The organism is Alteromonas sp. MmMcT2-5, from assembly GCF_022348315.1.
Taxonomy (GTDB): domain Bacteria; phylum Pseudomonadota; class Gammaproteobacteria; order Enterobacterales; family Alteromonadaceae; genus Alteromonas; species Alteromonas macleodii.
In genome coordinates, this window is the sequence record NZ_JAKRFB010000009.1 from 1 (window position 1) to 21,368 (window position 21,368).

The 21,368-nt window shown below is 44.9% G+C and carries 17 protein-coding genes; 7 read left to right on the forward strand and 10 right to left on the reverse strand.

The window, feature by feature from the left end; genetic code table 11:
* Positions 1 to 147: 147 nt before the first annotated feature.
* Together MHN09_RS06235 and MHN09_RS06240 are read right to left on the reverse strand one after the other, a co-directional pair.
* Positions 148 to 2,190 (reverse strand): NADPH-dependent 2,4-dienoyl-CoA reductase, encoded by a 2,043-nt coding sequence (locus MHN09_RS06235; RefSeq protein WP_049587748.1) that lies wholly within the window; start codon positions 2,188 to 2,190, stop codon positions 148 to 150.
* Positions 2,191 to 2,308: 118 nt separating this feature from the next.
* Positions 2,309 to 3,148 (reverse strand): crotonase/enoyl-CoA hydratase family protein, encoded by an 840-nt coding sequence (locus MHN09_RS06240; RefSeq protein ID WP_110288609.1) that lies wholly within the window; start codon positions 3,146 to 3,148, stop codon positions 2,309 to 2,311.
* Between the two features lie 137 nt (positions 3,149 to 3,285).
* On the opposite strand from MHN09_RS06240, the gene MHN09_RS06245 reads away from it, so the two are divergent.
* Positions 3,286 to 3,906: a TetR/AcrR family transcriptional regulator gene (locus MHN09_RS06245; RefSeq protein ID WP_014949985.1), complete on the forward strand. Its 621-nt coding sequence runs from the start codon at positions 3,286 to 3,288 to the stop codon at positions 3,904 to 3,906.
* A 43-nt stretch (positions 3,907 to 3,949) separates the two neighbouring features.
* On the opposite strand, the gene MHN09_RS06250 is transcribed toward MHN09_RS06245, so the two are convergent.
* Positions 3,950 to 5,602 carry a choline dehydrogenase gene (locus MHN09_RS06250; protein WP_239239654.1) on the reverse strand — a complete coding sequence of 551 codons (1,653 nt, stop codon included), beginning with the start codon at positions 5,600 to 5,602 and terminating at the stop codon, positions 3,950 to 3,952.
* 213 nt (positions 5,603 to 5,815) lie between these two features.
* On the opposite strand from MHN09_RS06250, the gene MHN09_RS06255 reads away from it, so the two are divergent.
* Positions 5,816 to 6,541 carry a DUF1439 domain-containing protein gene (locus tag MHN09_RS06255; protein WP_239219124.1) on the forward strand — a complete coding sequence of 242 codons (726 nt, stop codon included), beginning with the start codon at positions 5,816 to 5,818 and terminating at the stop codon, positions 6,539 to 6,541.
* A gap of 28 nt (positions 6,542 to 6,569) precedes the next feature.
* Here the strand turns inward: MHN09_RS06255 and MHN09_RS06260 are convergent, their stop codons facing one another.
* From MHN09_RS06260 to MHN09_RS06270, 3 genes are read right to left on the reverse strand one after another with little or no spacing between them, the layout of a single operon-like run.
* Positions 6,570 to 8,009 carry a wax ester/triacylglycerol synthase domain-containing protein gene (locus tag MHN09_RS06260; RefSeq protein ID WP_239219126.1) on the reverse strand — a complete coding sequence of 480 codons (1,440 nt, stop codon included), beginning with the start codon at positions 8,007 to 8,009 and terminating at the stop codon, positions 6,570 to 6,572.
* 10 nt (positions 8,010 to 8,019) lie between these two features.
* Positions 8,020 to 8,685, reverse strand: coding sequence for a TetR/AcrR family transcriptional regulator (locus MHN09_RS06265; protein WP_014976915.1), 666 nt, complete (start codon positions 8,683 to 8,685; stop codon positions 8,020 to 8,022).
* A gap of 57 nt (positions 8,686 to 8,742) precedes the next feature.
* Entirely contained in the window at positions 8,743 to 9,951 is a 1,209-nt protein-coding gene (locus MHN09_RS06270) for a DUF445 family protein (protein WP_014976916.1), read from the reverse strand.
* Positions 9,952 to 10,365: 414 nt separating this feature from the next.
* On the opposite strand from MHN09_RS06270, the gene MHN09_RS06275 reads away from it, so the two are divergent.
* Both MHN09_RS06275 and MHN09_RS06280 read left to right on the forward strand, forming a co-directional pair.
* Positions 10,366 to 11,826: a DUF3336 domain-containing protein gene (locus tag MHN09_RS06275; protein ID WP_014976917.1), complete on the forward strand. Its 1,461-nt coding sequence runs from the start codon at positions 10,366 to 10,368 to the stop codon at positions 11,824 to 11,826.
* A 78-nt stretch (positions 11,827 to 11,904) separates the two neighbouring features.
* The gene (locus MHN09_RS06280; RefSeq protein ID WP_049587740.1) at positions 11,905 to 13,338 is read left to right on the forward strand and encodes a hypothetical protein; all 1,434 of its coding nucleotides are present in this window, start codon (positions 11,905 to 11,907) and stop codon (positions 13,336 to 13,338) included.
* 228 nt (positions 13,339 to 13,566) lie between these two features.
* On the opposite strand, the gene MHN09_RS06285 is transcribed toward MHN09_RS06280, so the two are convergent.
* The 4 genes from MHN09_RS06285 to fadR all read right to left on the reverse strand — a co-directional run bounded on the left by MHN09_RS06285 (position 13,567) and on the right by fadR (position 18,276).
* Positions 13,567 to 14,316 (reverse strand): hypothetical protein, encoded by a 750-nt coding sequence (locus MHN09_RS06285; protein ID WP_049587739.1) that lies wholly within the window; start codon positions 14,314 to 14,316, stop codon positions 13,567 to 13,569.
* Between the two features lie 183 nt (positions 14,317 to 14,499).
* Entirely contained in the window at positions 14,500 to 14,859 is a 360-nt protein-coding gene (locus MHN09_RS06290) for a phasin family protein (RefSeq protein WP_014949994.1), read from the reverse strand.
* Positions 14,860 to 15,033: 174 nt separating this feature from the next.
* Positions 15,034 to 17,211: an oligopeptidase B gene (locus MHN09_RS06295; protein WP_049587737.1), complete on the reverse strand. Its 2,178-nt coding sequence runs from the start codon at positions 17,209 to 17,211 to the stop codon at positions 15,034 to 15,036.
* Positions 17,212 to 17,565: 354 nt separating this feature from the next.
* Entirely contained in the window at positions 17,566 to 18,276 is a 711-nt protein-coding gene (fadR, locus tag MHN09_RS06300; protein ID WP_014949996.1) for a fatty acid metabolism transcriptional regulator FadR, read from the reverse strand.
* Between the two features lie 430 nt (positions 18,277 to 18,706).
* Here fadR and nhaB point away from each other — a divergent pair, with 430 nt between their 5' ends.
* Genes nhaB through MHN09_RS06315 form a run of 3 tightly spaced genes read left to right on the forward strand, consistent with a single transcriptional unit; the run spans position 18,707 to position 21,363 of the window.
* Complete coding sequence (nhaB, locus tag MHN09_RS06305; RefSeq protein ID WP_049587735.1) at positions 18,707 to 20,281, forward strand: sodium/proton antiporter NhaB; 1,575 nt, start codon at positions 18,707 to 18,709, stop codon at positions 20,279 to 20,281.
* A 3-nt stretch (positions 20,282 to 20,284) separates the two neighbouring features.
* Entirely contained in the window at positions 20,285 to 20,812 is a 528-nt protein-coding gene (gene dsbB, locus MHN09_RS06310; protein WP_049587733.1) for a disulfide bond formation protein DsbB, read from the forward strand.
* A complete protein-coding gene (locus MHN09_RS06315; RefSeq protein ID WP_049587731.1) occupies positions 20,809 to 21,363 on the forward strand; it encodes a GNAT family N-acetyltransferase in 555 nt (184 codons plus the stop codon). The genes dsbB and MHN09_RS06315 overlap by 4 nt, the downstream gene beginning before the upstream one ends.
* Positions 21,364 to 21,368 lie beyond the last annotated feature (5 nt).

Genomic DNA, 21,368 nt, shown 5'->3' on the forward strand with positions numbered 1-21,368 from the left:
TCCACGGCGAGAACGCAGCTTCCCCCGAACAGTTAAGAAGAGACCACAGCGATACAGCAGAAAGAAAAATGCCGCTCACCTTAAGTGAACGGCATTACCTCTCCATGAGGCGCTTATAATGCTAACAAGGTTGGGTTTACTAGCTCGTTAAACCGCAGCGCACACGCGCGTTCCCTGATCGATGGCCCGTTTTGCATCTAGCTCTAATGCTTCGTCTGCACCACCAATTAAGTGATAAGGCATGTTTAAGCCTTCAACGATATCACGCATCGGCTCTTGGCCTGCACAGATGATAATGTTGTCTACCGGCAATACTTGGCTGTTACCATCAACCGTAATATGTAGCCCTTCGTCATCAATTTTATCGTAGCTTACACCTGGGATCATGGTCACGCCTTTGGCTAGTAGACCCACTCGGTGTGCCCACCCCGTTGTTTTGCCTAGACCCGCGCCAACTTTGGTTGTCTTGCGCTGCAACAGGAAAATCTCTCTTGGCGATGGCTCAGGCTGCGGCTTAACGCCTTCGATGCCCGCGCGAGCAGAGAAGGTCATATCAATACCCCACTCTTTCATAAATGCAGGAATATCTTGGCTTGGCGTTTCTTTGCCATGAGACAAGTACTCAGCGGTATCAAAACCAATTCCACCAGCGCCGATAATGGCCACTTTATTGCCAACGGGTTTCTTTTCCTTCAATACTTCGATATAGGTCAGCACTTTTTCGTGCTCAATGCCTTCAATCGCTGGCGTACGCGGCTTGATCCCCGTCGCAATCATCACTTCATCGAAACCTTCGTCGTTTAGCGCAGCCGCATCAACATAAGTATTCAATTTAAGGGTAATGTTTTTATGAAGCTCGATTTGGCGCTTGAAATAACGCAGCGTTTCGTAGAACTCCTCTTTGCCTGGAATTTGTTTGGCGATATTAAATTGACCACCAATTTCACTAGATGCATCATAAATCACCACGTCGTGACCGCGCTTGGCAGAAGTCACTGCCGCTGCTAATCCAGCTGGGCCCGCACCTACCACTGCAACACGCTTTTTGGTTTCTGCAGGCTTGATGTTAATTTCAAGCTCGTGACAGGCTCGTGGATTTACCAAACAGCTGGTCATTTTGCCGTTAAAGACATGGTCTAGGCATGCTTGGTTGCAGCCAATACAGGTATTAATTTCGTCGGCTTTATTTTGCTGGGCTTTGCGGACGAAGTCAGGGTCTGCCAAGAACGGACGTGCCATAGACACCATATCTGCATCGCCGCGAGACAACACTTCTTCAGCAACTTCAGGCGTGTTAATACGGTTCGATGTGATCACTGGAATTGAAAGCGCCTCTCTGAATTTTGCGGTAACCCACGTAAATGCCGCTCGCGGTACTTTAGTGGCAATGGTTGGAATACGCGCTTCGTGCCAACCAATGCCGGTGTTAATAATAGTTGCACCGGCTTTTTCAATTTCTTTGCCAAGCTGCACGACTTCATCATAAGTAGAGCCACCTTCCACCAGGTCTAGCATCGATAAGCGATAAATAATGATGAAGTTCTTACCTACCGCCTCGCGCACGCGGCGTACCACTTCAATAGGCAGACGGATACGATTCTCGTATTCGCCCCCCCACTGATCGTCACGGTGGTTTGTGCGCTTTGCAATAAACTGATTAAGGAAATAGCCTTCAGACCCCATGATCTCAACACCATCATAACCCGCGCGCTGGGCTTGAGTTGCGGCTGTAATGAAATCTTTAACTTGCTTCTCAATCTCGTCAGCTTCAAGTGCCTTGGGCTTAAACGGATTAATAGGCGCTTGTACCGCAGAAGGTGCAACAAGCTTAGGGCTATACGCATAGCGCCCCGTGTGCAGAATTTGCATACAGATTTTACCGCCAGCAATGTGCACCGCGTCAGTCACTTCTTTGTGGTTTTTCACCGCTTCGTCTGTATCTAAACGAAACGTTGACGGATGGGTAGCGCCCTCTTCGTTTGGTCCTATACCACCTGTAACGATAAGCCCTACGCCACCTCTGGCACGTTCACCATAAAATGCCGCCATACGTTTATGGCCGTCGGGTAATTCCTCTAAGCCCGTGTGCATAGAACCCATGAGCACGCGGTTCTTTAGGGTAGTGAAGCCTAAGTCTAAAGGACGAAATAAATGAGGGTAAACGGGATGATCGGTAACGGTCTGATTCATGATACATTCCTGAAAGTCGTTTTGGCTTGGTAAAAGCCGTTAAAAAGCCTGTTTAAATATTCTTATCTAATGCGCTCATTCTCTGAAGGCGCTATGTAATTCAACGAATTACATTCACTTACGAATTCATTTTCTTAATGGCTGGGTGTAATGGCGGATATTCCGGCAGCGTTTTGGTTTTCTGTGCTTCCATGGCTTTAAACACATCTTCCATTTGGAACATGCCCGCTTGCCATGTGGCCATATAGGTCAAGCTCTCTGCCACCGTGTGTTCTACCGCGTAGTTAATCATAGTCTTAGTGCCTGAAACTGCTAACGGCGAATTCATTGCAATCTGCTGAGCTATTTTCATTACCGCGTCTAGCATGGCAGTTTGGTCATCGAATACCTGATTCACAAAGCCAAGTTGCTGCGCTTCTGCGGCACCAAAGTTGCGCCCGGTATAAGCCAGTTCTTTAACTATGCCAATGGGAATAAGTTTTGGAAGTCGCTGAAGTGTGCCTACGTCCGCCGTCATACCTAACTGGGTTTCTTTTATGGTGAAAAAGGCGTCTTGGGTGCAATAGCGCATGTCGCATGCACTAAGCAAATCTACTGCACCACCAATTGCCCCGCCCTGCACGGCACCAATAACCGGCATACGCGCCTGCTCTATGGCGGTAAAGCTATCTTGAAGCAACATCACCATACGGCGCATACGCTCTGCTCTGCGCGACGGGTCGCCCTTGAAGTCTTCTTTCATATTCAGGAACACCGATAAGTCCATACCGGCAGAGAAATGCTTACCCGTTGATGAAATAACAATGACACGGGCGTTGCCTTCATCGTCTATTTCACGAATAGCCGCTGGCAATTCGGTCCAGAACTCTGGGATCATGCTGTTCATTGCGTCGGGGCGGTTTAGTACTACGTGGGCAATATGACCCTCTTGTTTTACTTCTAATGTAGAGTACTTCATGGTTTGCGCTGTCTCCTTGGGCTGTTCCTGTTAACAAATTTGCAAACTAGACAGCGTCAAGATAAAAGGCTATGTTGACAGTGTCAAGATAAAACGTTATCTATTCGTCTCAATTTGAAAATGGAAACATCGGGTTTATGGCTAATGCAGTACAAAGCTACCATCACGGCGACTTGCGCAGCGCACTGATAGAGGCGGCAACGGCGCGTCTGTCTGAATACGGCGTTGATAGTTTATCTCTCAGAAAGCTGGCAGAAGATGCCGGAGTGTCACGTACTGCGCCCTATCACCATTTCAAAGACAAGAGTGCGCTTTTAAGCGCCATTGCAGCCAAAGGCTTTAGCGATTGGCATACCGCAGCTAAACGAATCTTCGAACAAGAAGACAAAACACCGCAGGCACGTTTCCGCGAATTTGTGCACGAATACATTGGCTACGCTGCCGACAACCCAGAGATGTACGAATTGATGTTTGGTCGCACAATTTGGCAAAACCAAGCGGCGACCAACGATCTGAAAGAGGTTGCATTTCCCTGCTTTCAGTTTCAAGTGACGATGACGCGCTATTGGCAAGATAAAGGGCTTCTCCCAAATAATCAGGATGCGCTGAGACTCGCACAGGTTACTTGGGGCACGTTACACGGGATTGCACGATTGCTTATTGATGGTATCTACGCTGACAGCAGTCATATCGAGGAAATGTGTGATTGTGCAGCAGATTTGTTTATGCAAAAGCAAATGGATGCTTATAACGGATGAATTGCCAGAGCGAGACGAAGACTCGCTCGTAGCACTTTTTTAGTTACGCCGATTCCGCTTTAGCCATAGATACTGGCTGGCCTTCGTGCGTCGCTTTAATAAACTCAGCAGCACGTTCAGCAATCATGACGGTGGGCGCATTGGTATTGCCGCCAATTAGGCTGGGCATCACAGAAGCATCTACCACTCTAAGACCTGCTATACCTCTTACCCGCAATTGGGTATCAACCACTGCCATCTCATCGTCATTACTGCCCATTTTACAGGTACCAATTGGGTGATAGATGGTTTCAGCACGCTCACGTAAAAACTCTAAAATTTCTTCATCTGTTTGTGCTTCTACCCCAGGATATAGTTCACTGCCTTGGAACTTGTCGAAGTCTGGTGCAGATAGCAGCTTACGAGCAATGCGCACACCTTCAATCATGACTTGCTGATCTTCCTCTGCAGTCAAATAATTGGGGTCAATAAGGGCTTGATCAGCAGGATGGTTGCTTTGAAGCGAAATAGTGCCGCGACTTTTGGGGTATAGACAGCATACGTGAAGGCCATAACCGTAACCAAAAGCTAACTGTCTTCCATGGTCGTTTAAAATTGCCGGTAGAAAGTGAAACTGAATGTCTGGGCCTTGTGTCGCTAAGCTTGAGCTAACAAAGCCACCTGCTTCGGCTATGTTGGACGAGAAAATACCTTTGCGCCTAAACGCATAGTCTGCGGTGGCTTTTACGTAGGAAGGTAATGCCCCTAATGCCACGGCATAGCCCTCTCTCGCTTTACAAGTATATTGTACAATTGCATCAAGATGGTCTTGTAAGTTTTGGCCCACACCAGGCAAATCTTGCTGAACAAAAATCCCCTTTTCTTCTAGCTCTGCTCTGGGTCCTATACCTGAAAGCATCAGAAGTTGTGGTGAATTAATCGCGCCGCCACACAGGATAACTTCGCTTTTAGCAAAATAGCGATTTACTACGCCTTTTTCACGTACCTGAACGCCAATTGCACGCCCCTCTTTTAACAGCACTTTTTCGGCTGCGACTCTAGTAAGTACAGTTAAATTGTTGCGATGCTTGGCCTGCGTTAAATACCCCTTCGCCGTTGAACAGCGTTGCCCCTTGGCCTGTGTAACATGGTAATACCCTAACCCTTCCCTGTCGTCTCGGTTAAAGTCGTCAAGCTGTTGATAGCCTGCAATCGACGCTGAGTTCACAAATGCGTCTGACAGCACGCTGGTATGCCTAAGCTTGCTAACATTGAGTGGGCCGCCTGTGCCGTGGTATTCATCAGCACCTTCTTCAAAGTTCTCAGAGCGTTTGAAATAAGGCAGTACATCATCAAACGACCAACCTTCAGCCCCTTCTTCGTTAGCCCAGCGGTCGTAGTCTTCTTTTTGCCCGCGAATATAACACATCGCATTAACCGAACTGCTGCCGCCCAAGGTTTTACCGCGGGGCCAGAACAGTTCTCTGTCATACATCTCTTTTTGGGGTGCTGTGTGATAACCCCAGCCAATCCCCTCAAATCTACTGAGTAAAGACAACCCAAACGGGATATGAATAAGCGGATTAGTGTCCTTTGAGCCAGCCTCTAATAGCAAAACATCTAACGCGGGGTTTTCTGATAAACGGGTGGCAAGCACCGCGCCCGCAGAACCGCCGCCTACAATAATGTAATCGTATTTGCTCAGTACTTCGCTCATTTCGCTAACTCCTTGAGGGCAAGACTATTAAATGTTAAAAAAATGTTGTGGTACGACCAGATTACCAAACAACACTTCGCCGAGAAAAGACTTAAATTGTAAGATTTAAAAAATCTAATAATCCTGATAACTTAAGTCTATATCGAAGTAGCCCCTACTCTGAAAAAACTAACAACAAGCCACCGCCTAGTAGATTTAGGCTAAGAATGAACGTTGACCAAAAACCTATCGTTTAAAGACAAATGTAAAGTCTACCTTGCACAATGGCTTGTGAAATGGGGCAAGCTGAAGCACGACGACTTCACGAAATCAGAGCTTCATGACCTCGTAAAAGGCAGCTTTCCTTACTCATTCACTTTCGATATCCCCATGGGAACTGGCACGGTTACCGTGCTTGAAGGAAACATCACGCTAGATAGTGAAAGCAACCGTATTGGTCTGCAGTGCCTCGCTGCGCTTAATATTGTGGTTGCCACCACGACTATTTATCGCGCTCATGTTGTATTTACCGTGTCAGCTTCACCCTATTACGACAAAAATATGAGTACACTCTATTTGACAGGCGTCGCCACTGACAGCGTCACCTTAGTTAACGATGATTACGCGTTGATTAAAGACACGCAATTTCTGATGTCGCGACTCTTCCCCAAAAGCGTTAATTCTTTGCTTGGTGGCTCTTTAAAATCAGCGTTATCACTGTTTAGCGCCGGCACATCCGATATAGCTGCAGACTATCTAAAGGTCTATTTATCTGGCTCGAAACAAGCCGTGTTGGACTACCACATCCCTCTCATTAACAACGCCATTAAAAAGCAAATTAAGCAGGAAGACTTAAGCCATACCATGCGTAACGACCATTGGCGCGAGGTTCTGTTCTCAAAAGCTGGCCAAAACGTGCGTATAGAAGACGACGTGCTGCGCTTCTACCTCATTGAATGACAACGCTTACTGTTTGGAACAATGCACGCTAGTGATCTGACACAATAGAAACAGGGACGGTATCCACCTGTTCACCAATATCGACGATGTTTAACCTGGGATCGTCCACACTTGCTTCTAGCATATCGAACGCCTCTTTGACGTAGCGCGCTAACGGCTGTAGCGATTCAATATTCTTATTGCAGCACACTAATCCCACATTTGCCGTGCCTGCATATGTCATAAGCGTAATATTTACCCCGCCACCAGGCGTCATGGTAGAAATGGGGTAACAAGCCAGAAGCTCTGCATCTTTTAGATACCGCGTATCTTTTGGCCCAGGTACATTGGAGATTAAGATGTTGGCAATGGGTTTGACTACGCTAGATAGCCTTAACCACTCAAAGACCAGTGCAAGCGATTGAATCACAATGGTATAGCCGCTAAATGCTGCGGGCCGCGCGTGCTGCGCTGCATGTTTTACAATGCGGTGATTCACTACGATTTGGCGCAAACGTAAATAAGGATCAGTTTCGCCGTGAGCAAGCTGCACCGGCACAATAGCTATCTTATTACCCGTGGTTTTCTCGCCGGGTTTACGCAAGTTGATTGGCATATTGGTGAACAAGGCTTTTTTAAATACTTGCCCGTGGTCTTGCAGCAGTTTATGTACGCCAATATCGAAGGCACATAGTAATACCTCGTTTGCCGTAGAGCGCGTTCGCCTTGCCAGGGCTTTCACACGCTTAAAGTCTAAGTCCATGGTAGCCACAGCCCTTCCCGCTTTCACTTGTCCAGTCAGCACTGTTTTCGTACCAGTGAAAGGAATAGGCATATAGTGTGGGTTCACTCGCAGCACTTTCATGAATATACGAATAAAGATAATTAGCAAATCAAGCGCGGTTTTAAGCGCGTAACCCACTCCCACTAAGCGCTTGTAAAAGCTCACAGGCTCTCTGCGCTTATGGCGCAGTCGTTTTACTGCCCATACTGGTGTGAACTTAGTCTCGTGAGAGTTTGATACATATCCCGCTTGGAACCAGCGCACTAATGTTGCCCCATCGCCATACATATGATGAACCCGCGCATAAATAGCAAACGTCTCGCTGTTGTCATCAAAGATGAAATGGTATTGCCAAAGGGGCTTGTCGGGATCTAACCGCGAAGCATGTAATCTTGCTACAAACGCATCGAGTTCTTCGCGGTTTGTAACATCAGCCACACGATGAATTTGAACATGATAATCCATGTTGAGCTTTTTTACCGGCGCAAACCCCACTGGGTACCCCAATACCGTTTTTACCGCACAATTGAAGGGAGAAGTAGCACGGGCAAAGCTTCTTATTTCTTGGAATAATTGAGGGACATATTCGGTACTTTTTGCCCCTTTAGGTATGGCAAGTAGCTGCAAGCAAGCTACGTGTTTTGGATTCTCGTCTGACTCGGTTATCCAAAATGACTTATCTAAGAAACTGAGCGTTTTTGCCATTACTATTCCTTTACGCGAAGTCGAGGGGTGACGGGGTTGAGGCATCTCTCATAAAGTCATGAGAGTCGAGCATCTGTTCTAACTGCTGTTTTTGTTCATCGGACAGTGCCAACCTTGGCAATACGCTTACCATCATTAGCGACAAAGCATGATAGCGCTGCATCGTACTATCCATATGGCTGTTTAATTCATCAAATTGACAAGACTGTGTGATGATTAAGGACATTAAATCCACCATAAGTGCCCTGTCGGCCTTTGAGGCAATAAGAATGTCTCGTTTCGATAGTGACTCAAAAAGAAACGCTAATTGCTTATTCAAGCTAGACAATATGTGCTGTCTAGGGCGCACGATACTGGGATATTTTTCTGCTAAGTCAGCCGGGCTACGGTAGAAAAAGCGAAATACATGGATACTGTCTATAAGCAAATACAGGTAATACATAATTTCTTCAGGATGAAGTGTATCGAGCTTTTCTCGGCTTAGTATCTTCTGCATCTGCTGCTCATGCATTTTCATCAACGCGTTAACCAGGCTGTCCTTGCCTTTAAAGTGGTAGTAGAGATTCCCCGGACTAATATCCAGCTCAATAGCGATATCAACACTGGTAACGGTGTTTTCGCCGTGCTCATTAAATAAGGTTAGCGCGGTGAGTAGTATTTTCTGCGCGGTTTTCATAATTTAGTTCAATCCTTTGCCAACCCAGTGCGTTAATTTTTTTATTCGTGAAACACGCTACATAAACACCAGATAGAGTTGAGCAATACCAGCTACCATACCTAGAATAGCGCCGGTTACGATGAGCTTCCACTCATCCTGTTGATATGCTGGGCGCAAAACGCCTTCAAATTCTTCAACACTTAACGCCTGCATGCGCTCGCTTAAATCGTGCCCAATCTGCATAGCATTATTAGCGTAATCAAACGCATAAAGCAGATACTTATCAGAATTATCAAATATCTGACGCACCGCTAGTGCCTTCATTTTATGGTAATTTTCTGACCCCACACCCAACGCAAAATACGGTTGCGCTATGGCAACATAGCGTTCAATAGCGTCGTTGACATGAAGCTCAATGAGTTCTAAAAGCTGGGCTGAGCCTGAACCATGCAAGATTACATGGGTGATGTTTTTAGGCGTTATAAGCTTTTCTTCAATAATGTTTGAATAGACTTCGGACACTTCTTTTTGGCGCTTTAAAAACATTCCTTGAATAGTAATCGGCCCCAGTTTTCTTGGGCGTTTGGGTTCGAATATGATTTTGATAGCAATCCAATTAGTGGCATAACCCACAAGCAGCCCACCTAACGGCAGAATCCACCATGCTTGGTAGAAATACCAAAGTAGCATGGTGGGCAAACCAAACAAAAAGCCAAAATAGAAGCCAGAACGTACAATAAACGGAAACTCTTTGCTGCCTGCCGTTAAGAAAATTTCATTAACGAGCTCGGGCGCATTCACCAGCTGCTCTACCACCAGCTCTTTAATATCTAAAATTTCTGAAACATTGTGCTGAAAGTCGTCCACCATTTTATGAACCACATTAGGAATGTCGTTTTCGATACGTTGATAGACTAAATTTTTGCCCTGTACAGGTAACGCAGCCCAAAGTTGAGGCGCAGATTCTGCCATTACATCGTTAACGACTTTGCGAATAACTTGACTTAAACGCCGCTCAATTGCTTTAGTGAGCTCGTCTGCGTCTAAACGCTGTGCTAACTCTTCAACACTAAGCAGTTTGCCTAGCACTAGCTCAACCTCAATCTCGGCCATTTGGCGGCGCTTCGCAGGAATGAGTCCCTGCCACCCTAAGAAAGGCTTAATACCAACAAACTCAATGGGGTAAAACATCATTTTTACCGCCAGATAGTTGGTTAGCCATCCAACAATAGCGCTAATTAAAGGAATTGATAGCAGACTTAGCGTTTCAAAGTTCCATTCCATACTACGAACATGTGGTCCAATTTGTTATTTTCTCTCTCAGGCTACTGAGTGCTTATGAAATGGTCAATGTAAAAAGTGAAATTACTGCTAATTGTTGATTGAAAACAGCTAAATGAAAGTCTAAAAGTTAGAACGTTTGACCTTGTGTGATTCACCTAATGTGCATCAGTTTTCTCAACAACAAACGATTAGGTAGTGAATTCTAAATTTACGCCATACACTCAAAATAGTGTATGAACCGCTGTTCTCAAGCCCGTGCTTTGAGTCTTCGCTATATGGACATTTAAAGACCTGCAATTTTTGAGAACTGCGTTTTAAATGAAAACTATCGTTTTGCTGGTGTTTTTTGGGTCAGTGTACTTTTTCCAATGAGTAGAAGGTACAGCCCTCATCAATCAAAAATAGGTACTCGTCATGGCAGTATTCGACTTGCGGTTAAAAAAGCTTGAACATGAAATCGAGCATGCAGGCAATTATGATGAATATGAGGCCGCGTGCTTAGCGCACGATGCATTGTCTGGTGCAGAGGAATGGAAAGCCGAAGACGCTAGCGATGATTACGACTACAAACTAATTCGCAAACGGGTTCAGCGCCTACAGCTTGCCAGAGGCAAAGGCGATTTACATGCGCTTATGTCGATTCTGCACGAGGGGCTACACGGCAATTTAGGCAATATTGCCAACCCCGTATTACTTACCCAGTGTAAAATAGGCACTAAATATCTTATTGAACAGTTTATTGACGAAGTGATATTGGCGCTAGAGCAAATTTATCACGCCGATGAACAAGACGTAGACTTTTACGAGAAACTGTCATTTTTTGAAGAGACTGCACACGCCTTCGGGCGCAGCTGCCTTATGCTTTCAGGTGGCGCAGGCTTAGGCTTTTTCCATGCTGGCGTGGTTAAGTCATTAAACGAAAAGAATTTGTTACCTACCGTAGTGTCTGGCTCTAGCGCTGGTTCTATCATCGCAGCCATGTTGGGTACACGAACTCACGACCAGTTATTAGAAGCACTCAGCGCCGACTTTATTTACGAGACTTTTAAACACTGGCGAAGCTTTGCCGGTCTTGGAAAGAAAGGGCTATTTGATAGTTCCGTGCTCGAAAATGCGCTGATTGAACTTTTCGACCTTACCACTTTTGAGGAAGCCTTTAAGAAAACAGGTCGACACATTACTGTGACGGTATCCCCTGCCGACCTCCATCAACATTCGCGCTTGTTAAATGCTAAAACCTCACCGAATGCAATTATTACTCAAGCGGTACGTGCATCCTGTGCAGTTCCCATCATTTTTAGCCCTGTACAGTTAAGAGCGAAGACGCCTTCGGGCGATATTGTGCCTTATATTCCCAACCGTCGTTTTGCCGATGGCTCATTAATGGCCGACCTTCCCTTCGAGCGCTTAGCGAGGCTATATGGTGTAAATCACAGTATCGTGAGCCAAACAAACCCGTTGGCAGTACCATTCATTTCCGCAAACCGCATTGACCCCAACTCGCTGTGGGACATGTCTGCGCGCCATCTTGGCCAACTAGCGAAAACTAACAGTATTTTCGCCATTGATATCATTGAAAGGTTAACCGGTAATAAAAGTGCCAAATTGGCTATTCATAAAGTTCGTTCTATCATTGATCAGCAATACGTAGGTAACATCAATATTTTACCCAAGCGCCAAATTAGAAATTTATCGCAGGTTTTGTCTAATCCAACGCGCGAAAGCATCAATCAGTTGATTGTCAGTGGCGAACGGGCATCATGGCCGCAACTTCATGTTATTAAAAGAAATACCAAAATTAGCGAAAATTTACGGTATCATCTAGGCCAATTGAAAAAACGTGAGGCAGTAGAGCTTGGGCACGAAGTAAGATAGCGTGTGCGTCGCTTGACCTGTCTTGAATTGCCAATAGCAAAGTAATGGCAATTCACAGCATCTTTTGAAAGGAAAACGGTGAGCGCACAAAGCCAAAACCCCGACAGCATTTACACGCAGCAAGTAAAACAACTAATCAATATGATTTATCCTCAAGAAACGGGCTACGGTTCGGTGTTCGAGGATGCGAGTCACTATTTTTCGCTTACCCCCTCTCTTGAGCAGCACATTGAAGACTTGAAAGCTCAGCTTAAGAAAATTGAGGGAAATAAAAACAAAGAGGTGCTTGCAGAGCAACTGACCAAGCAAATAACAAACAGCACTGAAAAGCTTGAAGAAGAGCGTCTGGCAAGGATAGAGCGGCTTGACGCTGTAAGCACCAAAATTATTGAGCTTTGTGAGGGCGATAACTGGCAAGAAACACAACAGCTCAGCGCTAAGTTGCTTGGTACACTTATGCTGCTCACACGAGGACCAGAGGGCAACTTTGCACGTGTGCACATGCGCTTCAAACCGCTCTACAAAGCGGTGCTTACACTGCGCTTAGTCGATAGACTGTTAGAGCACGACACGATTGCTCACAAATATCTCTCGAAGTATCGCGAAGCTGCATCCCGGTTTCGTGGGAACCGCTATTGGCGCGATAAATGGAAAACTGAGCTTGGGCGACCACTAATAACCGCAGCGTTACTTCAAGATATTGGCCTGCAAAGCCCTGCCGCACTCACCATCTTGAAAGGGGAAAATGGCGATCTAGACGAATTTCGTTTGCTGGAAGAGTCGCAGCGAAAGGATCTTCTGAAGCTAAACTATCACTTCACTTTAAAGTACTTGTCTGAGGGGTTAGGCCTACCTAAGTATGTAGGAAACAACAAAGAAGAAAGGGATCGCTTTGTTCAAACTCACAAAGAAGCCAATGAATTTTTGCAGCAGCTGGTAAAAGATGCATTTGTGTCGAAAACGGGGCTGGGAGAGATTGTAAAGATCCCTCAAATTTATGTTTCGATTGTGCTTTCAACTAAGTCTGACTACTCACGTATGAGCTTGCCTAAAGGCTACATGCTCATTGAACAACTAGCGAAAAAAGGCGGCTTAAATAAGCAGTTAGCGCAGGACTTTGTTGAGCTTGTGGGGTATTTCCCACAAGGGTTCGGCATTACCTACATACCGATGAATGAGAAAGGTCATGAAAAGGACCAGTACGAATGTGCAATAGTGATTGGCCTCAACCCTGCAAATCCAGCTGAGCCTTTATGTAAAGTGGTAACAAGAAATCAGAAGTACATTACCAGCGGTACGCAAGAAATCATTCCCAAAGGAAGAAACCTTTATTTCCCAGCTAACCGCAAGAAACTCATGCGCGTAGGGAAAGACAGATTAAGTGAAATTATGAGTCAATTGTCGAGCAACTTCACTCCAGACGCACTTGACGATTTAGTACCGAGTTTCTGGGAACCCTATGACTTCTTCGGTTTTAAAAAGCATCAGAATTTGTGGGCGAAAAATAAATAGTGGGCTTAGTTACGTGAAGTTTGTGATGAAAAAATTGAAGTTTCACTTCAATAAAAGCTCATAGTACAACTTCTACAAAACACCTCTCAAGAAAATGTAAAACTAAACTTAGCTATAGCTATCACTATGTCTATCTAAAGCGTTTCTGGACGAAGCTGCGCCAATTAACCACATATGTAGTTAATTGGCGCTCATGCCGAAAGCGAGGTTTATCTTTAGGAAGTGCTTTTATTCGTCGTTCTTGGTTGTATCAGTCGCGCTCTTAGTCGACGTTGCTTCTGCACTAGCCGCTTTCTTTTGTGCCGCACTCTTAGTAGTTGTCGATTTGGCCGCAGTACGCTTATTAGTTGTTCCCGCAGAAGCTTTTTTAGTCGTACTTGATGATGCAGATGCCGATTTGGTTGTACTGGCTTTGCGAGCACGAGAAGTTGAAGAAGCGGTCGAAGACGACTTTGTCGATGTACTCCTCGTTGCTTGCGTAGACTTTGGTGAGGTATTCTTGGGCGCTGCAGTCTTGCTAGCAGCGCTTTTAGCCTCGGCTTTTTTAGCAGCTTCTTTTGCTGCTAAAAGGGCTACCTGCTCTACAAGCAAGTCAACTTTTGCGCTTAATAGTTCAAGCTGCTGCTCTTTTTGCTGGCGCTTCTGGCCGCCTGAGAATGCAGAAAAAAGCGGCGTTGACGCCACTAATTTCTGAGCAGCATCAACCAAGGCAAAGGGATTAAGTGTTCGTCTTAACTCGCTTTCAACCTCAAGCCCTTTCGCCTGCATCGAATTTATGGTTTCTTGCGTGTCATCAATTTTCTGACTAACAACGCCTGCAGCGTGGTCTAATTTCGCCGATAACAAATCTGAGCCAGCGTAAAGCCAACCAAATAGAGGTGACGATTTAAGAGGTGAAGTAGCAGTACCGTTAAGTACCGATGAATCTTGATCGACTGTCGACACAGATTCTGTAGATGGAATTTTTTTGTTGCTCATAACGCCTCCAATACGGAGATTTACTAAGCATGACAGCATAAAACGGTTTCTACAGTCATTGAACTTTGTAAAAATGCTTCGCTGTCACTCAATTGCAGCTTTTAAAACGCGCTTTCAGCACTGAAAAGCTTATGAAAACTGCATGGAGGGCACCACAAAATGGTGCCCGGAAGGAAAACCGTTTTACTTGCTGGCAGCTAGCTTTGCAACCGCTTCAGTCAAGGCATCGATTTTTGCTGAAAGCTCTTCGATGCGCTGATCAGCTGGCTCTGAATCAAGGCCAAGCTTCTTGCGCACGTCTGCAACGCGATTTTCAACATCGTTAGTCGTAGATTTGAACTTACTCTTTGCGTCTTCTTCTAGCGTTTCGCCCTTTGTCACTAGCTCGTCAAACATTTTGTTCGCTTCTTCGCTTAGCTTCTCGTAACGCCCCTGCGCTTCTTCAACGCTCTTGCCATAAGCGCCTAGGCCTGCTAACCAAATTTTACGTGCCATTTCTTCGGCTTCGTTGATTTTACCTTTAATTGTGTCAGTAGTAGTCATGTTCAGCTCCTATGAATGCTAAATGAGAGTGTATTTCAACACCATGGCTTTACTTTACGATTAACAATTAGAATCCGCATACTAAAAACACAAAAAATAAAAATGCCCGAAAAAGCGCTAACTTGTTCGGGCGAAATACCAGAGGAGACTGGTTTTAAAAAGGTGGGTGTAGAGTTAGAGTGGAACACCTGCGAGATGCAATACGAACGCATATTCAAGCGCGGTAGACTCGAATCGTTTAAACCGTCCTGAAGCTCCACCGTGACCCGCTTCCATGTCGGTTTTGAATAGCAGTAAATTATCGTCTGTTTTGTATTCTCTTAGCTTCGCCACCCACTTCATTGGCTCAAAGTACTGCACTTGTGAGTCGTGTAGTCCGGTTGTGACCAACATATGTGGATAGTCTTTTGCTTCAATCTGATCGTAAGGCGAGTAGGAAAGCATATAGTCAAACTCAGCTTTATTGGCTGGGTTACCCCACTCGGTATATTCGCCGGTAGTCAGCGGAATAGACGCATCGCTCATCGTGGTCACTACATCAACAAATGGAACGTGCGCGCTCACACCTTGATAGAGTTCAGGTGCCATATTTACGATTGCGCCCATTAATAAGCCACCCGCGCTGCCGCCCATAGCAAAGACGCGTTCTTTGTCTGCGTACTGCTTTGCCACAAGTCCTTTTGAAACGTCAATAAAGTCAGTAAAGGTATTTATTTTCTGATGCATTTTGCCGTCTTCATACCACTCGCGCCCCAACATTTGACCTCCGCGAATGTGTGCGATCGCGACAACAAAACCTCTGTCTATCAAAGATAACCAGCTGCTTCTAAACGTTGGGTCTACAGTCGAACCGTATGAGCCATAGGCGTATTGATATAATGGATTGGTGCCGTCTTTCTTAAACTTATCTTTGCGATAAACCAACGAAACGGGAACCGACGTACCGTCTCTCGCTTCAATCATCACGCGCTCAGAGGCATAGAGAGAGGAGTCAAAAGTGTCAGATACACGGGTTTGTTTCATCACCTCGCTTTCAAGGGTATCTAAGTTGATATCAATGATAGAACCAGGCGTGGTCAACGAGCTGTAATAAATTCTAAGCTTATTGGTATCCATTTCAGGGTTTGCGTTAAAATACGCACCGTAAATTGGATCTTGAGTTGGAATAACTTTCTCTTCGTTTGTCGTCAGATTGCGAACGACTAAGCGCAGCATCCCGTTTTCTTTTTCTTTAACCACTAAGTGGTTGTTCATTACTTCAATACTTTGAAGGAAAACGTCTGGACGATGTGCAATCACTTCTTGCCATTTCGACACATCGTTAGTGGCGTCTAATGGTGCTTTCATCACTCTAAAATTCTTCGCACCAATATTAGTCAACACAAAATAACCGTCACTCGCTTTTGCTACACTGTATTCTTGTCCGTCTTCAATGGGCAAGAATACTTTTGTTTGAGACGTTGGGTTATTCGCATCAATCAAAGTCACACCTGTTTTTTCGGTGTTGTCATGGTGAATGTATATGACACTATCGTCTTTACTTTTACTGATATAGGTATAAAAGGTAGGGTCGCTTTCTTCATAAACTAAAACATCTTCGCTTTGAGACGTGCCCAATTTATGGCGATAGACTTGGTATCCTAAAAGAGTCTGCGGGTCTTTCTTCACGTAAAAGAGGTGGGTATTATCGTTCGCCCAAACTACACTTCCAGACGTACCTTCTAAAATGTCATCAAGCTTTTCTTCACTCTCTAGGCTTTTGACATACACAGTGTAGATGCGTCGGCTAAGCGTATCTTCAGAATACGCAAGCAACTTGTTGTTGCTGCTCACCGCGTAACTGCCAATACTGAAATAATCATGCCCTTCAGACATTCGGTTTGCATCAAGCAATACTTGCGGTTCAGCGTCAAGTGAAGGTTTTCTTAAATAAATAGGATACTCGTTTTCACCTGAGTAGCTGGTGTAGTACCAGTAACCATTGTCGAGAACGGGAACGGTTGAGTCGTCCTTCTCAATCCGAGACACGAGCTCCTCATAAAGCGCTTCTCGGTTTTTCTTAAGAGGAGCCAAAACAGTCTCAACATAGCTGTTTTCTTGTTCTAAATGGGACAATATCTCTTCATCGGTGCGGGAGTCATCACGCATCCAATAGTAATTGTCATTACGGGTGACACCATGCGCGGTCATTTCATGCGGCACTTTTTTCGCCACAGGCGCACTTACTTGAGTATTTAGCATAACGGATGGCGCTGCACTTTCAGCTACTTGTTGAGGATTTTCAGTTTTATTTTCGACGCCACAGCCTGCTACCAAGCCACCTGCGGCAAGTGCTATCCATAGATATTTCATTATTATTCCTGTTGTGCACTTTTATTGGCGCTTTGTTTACCGCCAAGCGATTGAAGACAATCGACTTTTGATCATTGAAGATTTAAGAAAGCAGCTAAACTAAGCGAAGTTTATAAGTAAAGTGAGTATATATAATTACGATTTAGGGTCTAGCGTTACTTAACGCGAATGAGACTAAGTAAGGGTTAAAATATTACAAGATATGTGAAACTGTGTTTCATCGCTGTAAATTCACCAACGAGCGTTAGTAGAAAGCGATAAAAAAACGCCGCATATTCAGAAATAATGCGGCGCTTTTGTTGTTTATTGTAAAAGCCGTTGTATGGAAACCAACAGCCTTTGGCAGCCTAGTGTTTAGTCGACCAAATCCTTAGGCATGTCATCACGAATAGCAAGCCACACCTTTCCACTTTCTATACCGTACTTTCTAACTACTACAGGGACACGGTCGTATTCGCCTTTCTCAGCAACATCAAGCAAGTCTGCGTAATACTTGTTTGCCACGTCGCGTGCTTGTTGGTGCGAGAAGAAATAGCCACCAATACGCGAGTACAAACCACGGAAACCGTTCATCATCAAAACAAATACGTTATTGTTAGACGCTAACGCCAAGTCATGTGACATTTGATAGTCGAACTGGGCAAAAGCTAAACCTTCTTGCTCCACATTTTTATAACGGGCAATAATTTCAGCAGACTCTTGAGGGTTGTTTCGAATTGCGCCTCGAATGAAAACCGCACTTAAATTAGTGCGCGCTGCTAATAAATTATCAACCAGTTCTGGGATCCCTTCTTGGTCTAAACGAGCGAGAGTTTCTAAAATGTTTAACCCACACGTTTCCCAGAAATTGTTAACCTTGGTTGGCTTTCCGTGTTGAATTGTTAACCAACCATCACGAGCTAGACGCTGAAGTACTTCACGCAGTGTAGTACGCGTTACACCAATTAACTCAGAAAGCTCTCTTTCTGCAGGCAAAATGGTGCCAGGTGGAAATCTTCCACTCCAAATAGATTCAACAATATATTCTTCGGCGAATCCAGCTGGACTCTGTGCCTTATAAATCATAACTAATCGCCTGCACGTTATTGTTATTTTGCAACTGATTGTACCAGATGCTGTTTTATTATCACAATGAATTATACCTCGTCCACTAAAGCTTTTAACAACTTGTTAAAATTAACGTGTTATTTCAAACACCATTAAATACTGCTTGTACATTTTATGTTCGAAATATTACGTATTTTCAAATTCAATGATAACTATCATAAAAAAAGTGATAAATATTCAGTGACTTTCACATGGTGGGGTCTGTGAATTGCTTTCTCAAGACGTTAATATCATGTACGCTTAATTTCCGACTATAATGACAGCAGTAAAACCGCGGTAAGGCGAAATAAATCGCATAGCGCCAGCAGTTTATGTATGCAATAACCGGAACTACACAGTATAAAGATGCGCAAAAATGCGTGCTTTGTTGTAAAAGGAACAGGAACTCATGCAAACCTCAATGATCGCGGCGATCTATAAGAATTTCCTGGGACATGCGCCCGACTGGTATAAAAAAACCATTATTGCCTTTCTCATTGTTAATCCCTTCATCTTTATGGTGGACCCATATGTAGCTGGCTGGACGCTTGTAATCCAATTCATCTTTACCTTAGCGATGGCATTGAAATGTTACCCGCTTCAACCAGGCGGCCTGTTGCTCATCGAAGCGATGTTTATAGGCATGACATCGCCTGGCCATATGATGCATGAGATTGAAGTTAACTTAGAGGTGCTATTGCTACTGGTATTCATGGTAGCGGGCATTTACTTCATGAAAGACCTGCTTATGTACTTGTTCACCAAATTAGTGATTAAGGTTCGCAACAAGTTAATTTTATCCCTATCGTTTATTTTTGCATCTGCATTTCTATCGGCGTTTCTCGATGCATTAACGGTAGTTGCTGTAATTATCAGTGTAGGTCTGGGCTTTTACTCTATCTATCACAAAGTAGCGTCGGGCAAGGAGTTTCATTCTGATCACGACCACACAAGCGACGACGAGCTGGGAAGCCACGACTTAGAAGACTTCAGAGCTTTCCTACGCAACCTTATGATGCACTCAGCGGTAGGTACTGCCCTTGGTGGTGTTATGACCATGGTAGGTGAACCACAAAACCTGATTATTGCAGACAAAGCCGGCTGGGACTTCGTTGAATTTTTCATCCGTATGGCACCTGTTACTATCCCAGTATTCGTATTTGGACTACTTACCACCGTAATTCTGGAAAAAACCGGTATGTTTTCATACGGCGCAAAATTACCTGCAGCGGTAAGACAGATTTTGGTCGACTATAACGACCATATGGACAAGGGCCGCAGTAAGCGTGAAACCGCTAAACTGATAGTACAAGCTCTAATTGGTGTTTGGTTAATCATTGGCCTTGCTACGCATATGGCGTCAGTGGGTCTTATCGGTCTGTCAGTTATTGTACTTGCTACTTCAATGAGCGGTGTTATCGAAGAGCACGCACTTGGTAAAGCATTCGAGGAAGCACTGCCATTTACCGCACTACTTTGCGTATTCTTCGGCGTAGTAGCCGTTATCATTGACCAAGGCCTTTTCCAGCCGGTAATCCATTGGGTACTGTCGTTTGAAGGCGAAACGCAAATGGTTATGTTCTATCTTGCTAACGGTGTGCTTTCGATGGTGAGTGACAACGTGTTTGTGGGCTCTGTTTATATCACTGAAGTCACAGCTGCTCTACAGGCCGGTCAAATCACACGTGACCAGTATGATATGCTTGCTGTAGCAATCAATACAGGAACCAACTTACCCAGTGTGGCAACACCAAACGGTCAAGCTGCTTTCCTATTCTTGCTGACCTCAGCCATCGCGCCACTGCTTCGTTTGTCGTACGGCCGTATGGTTATGATGGCATTGCCATATACCATCGTGCTGACCATCGTTGGTTTGTTAGCAACTTACATTGGACTTGCTGATGCTACTCAGGTGCTTTACGACATGCACCTCATTGAACACCATTCCGCTGCTGAAGCGGGTGCTCAAGCGGTAGGTCACTAGTCTATGCGCGGAATCATTCACAGTATTAGCCAATGGGCAGAGCACAAGTCTTCATGGCTTGTGCTTTTCGCCACGTCATTGGCATTAGAAATTGCTGCGCTTTACTTTCAGTATGGCATGGGTTTAAAGCCGTGCATTATGTGCATTTATCAACGAACCGCCATGTACGGTATTGTGTTGTCAGCACTTATTGTCGTTATTAAAAACAATGGCTTTACACGCATGCTTGGTTTCGCTGGCTGGGCTGTATCTGCAGGATGGGGCGTCTTAATTGCCAAAGAGCACGTTGGCATTCTCAATGCTGCGAACCCATTTTTTGCCAGCTGTGAAATTGTGCCAAACTTCCCTTCTTGGTTACAACTTCACGAGTGGCTACCCGCTGTATTTGCTGCTGAAGGTGACTGTTTAGAAGATTCGTGGCAGTTTTTGTCTATGGGAATGGCTGAGTGGATGCAAATTATTTTTGCTGCCTACTTTGCTGTGTTCGCTATTGTGTTTGCATGTCGATTATTGGATAAGAAACCCTTTTGATCGACTTATCCATTCTACCGTCTCGCCTACCTCCGATACATACGGAACAAGGCCCCATTTCCATTCAGCGCATTGCAGAGAAACACTGCTATGCGCTTTGTGAGGCGGGGCAACAGTCTATCCATCACGTAAAACCTTGGTTTGGTTCAGCGGTTTGCCCTGTTACGCCGGCACTGTCTAAGCAGTGCATCACCAACATGGAAAAAGCACGAGATACAGGATATGGACTTACCTACTTACTAATGCACGAAGAAAAATGCTTAGGTATGGGCATTATCAACCACATTCACCACACGCACCTTACCGCTAATCTTGGCTACTGGCTTAAACCAGACGCGTGCGGAAAAGGTTTAGCTACCGCGATTTGTGAAGCCTTGAAGAAGCTTGCGTTCTCTCAAATGAATTTGCATAGATTGGAATGCTTTATAGAGCCTAACAACAAGGCAAGTATACGTGTAGCAGAGCGAATTGGTGGTATAAAAGAAGGGCTTTGTCGCAAACGCGTATTCGGGCGCGATGCGTTGCTTTATGCGATTGTTAATGGCGATTAACGCGC

What these genes read in the sequence shown, in the direction of transcription:
- MHN09_RS06295 (WP_049587737.1), bottom strand. Translation starts at nt 17,211, where the DNA reads ATGAAATATCTATGGATAGCACTTGCCGCAGGTGGCTTGGTAGCAGGC.
- MHN09_RS06250 (WP_239239654.1), bottom strand. Translation starts at nt 5,602, where the DNA reads ATGAGCGAAGTACTGAGCAAATACGATTACATTATTGTAGGCGGCGGT.
- MHN09_RS06235 (WP_049587748.1), bottom strand. Translation starts at nt 2,190, where the DNA reads ATGAATCAGACCGTTACCGATCATCCCGTTTACCCTCATTTATTTCGT.
- MHN09_RS06275 (WP_014976917.1), top strand. Translation starts at nt 10,366, where the DNA reads ATGGCAGTATTCGACTTGCGGTTAAAAAAGCTTGAACATGAAATCGAG.
- MHN09_RS06270 (WP_014976916.1), bottom strand. Translation starts at nt 9,951, where the DNA reads ATGGAATGGAACTTTGAAACGCTAAGTCTGCTATCAATTCCTTTAATT.
- nhaB (WP_049587735.1), top strand. Translation starts at nt 18,707, where the DNA reads ATGCAAACCTCAATGATCGCGGCGATCTATAAGAATTTCCTGGGACAT.
- dsbB (WP_049587733.1), top strand. Translation starts at nt 20,285, where the DNA reads ATGCGCGGAATCATTCACAGTATTAGCCAATGGGCAGAGCACAAGTCT.
- MHN09_RS06285 (WP_049587739.1), bottom strand. Translation starts at nt 14,316, where the DNA reads ATGAGCAACAAAAAAATTCCATCTACAGAATCTGTGTCGACAGTCGAT.
- MHN09_RS06290 (WP_014949994.1), bottom strand. Translation starts at nt 14,859, where the DNA reads ATGACTACTACTGACACAATTAAAGGTAAAATCAACGAAGCCGAAGAA.
- fadR (WP_014949996.1), bottom strand. Translation starts at nt 18,276, where the DNA reads ATGATTTATAAGGCACAGAGTCCAGCTGGATTCGCCGAAGAATATATT.
- MHN09_RS06245 (WP_014949985.1), top strand. Translation starts at nt 3,286, where the DNA reads ATGGCTAATGCAGTACAAAGCTACCATCACGGCGACTTGCGCAGCGCA.
- MHN09_RS06260 (WP_239219126.1), bottom strand. Translation starts at nt 8,009, where the DNA reads ATGGCAAAAACGCTCAGTTTCTTAGATAAGTCATTTTGGATAACCGAG.
- MHN09_RS06240 (WP_110288609.1), bottom strand. Translation starts at nt 3,148, where the DNA reads ATGAAGTACTCTACATTAGAAGTAAAACAAGAGGGTCATATTGCCCAC.
- MHN09_RS06265 (WP_014976915.1), bottom strand. Translation starts at nt 8,685, where the DNA reads ATGAAAACCGCGCAGAAAATACTACTCACCGCGCTAACCTTATTTAAT.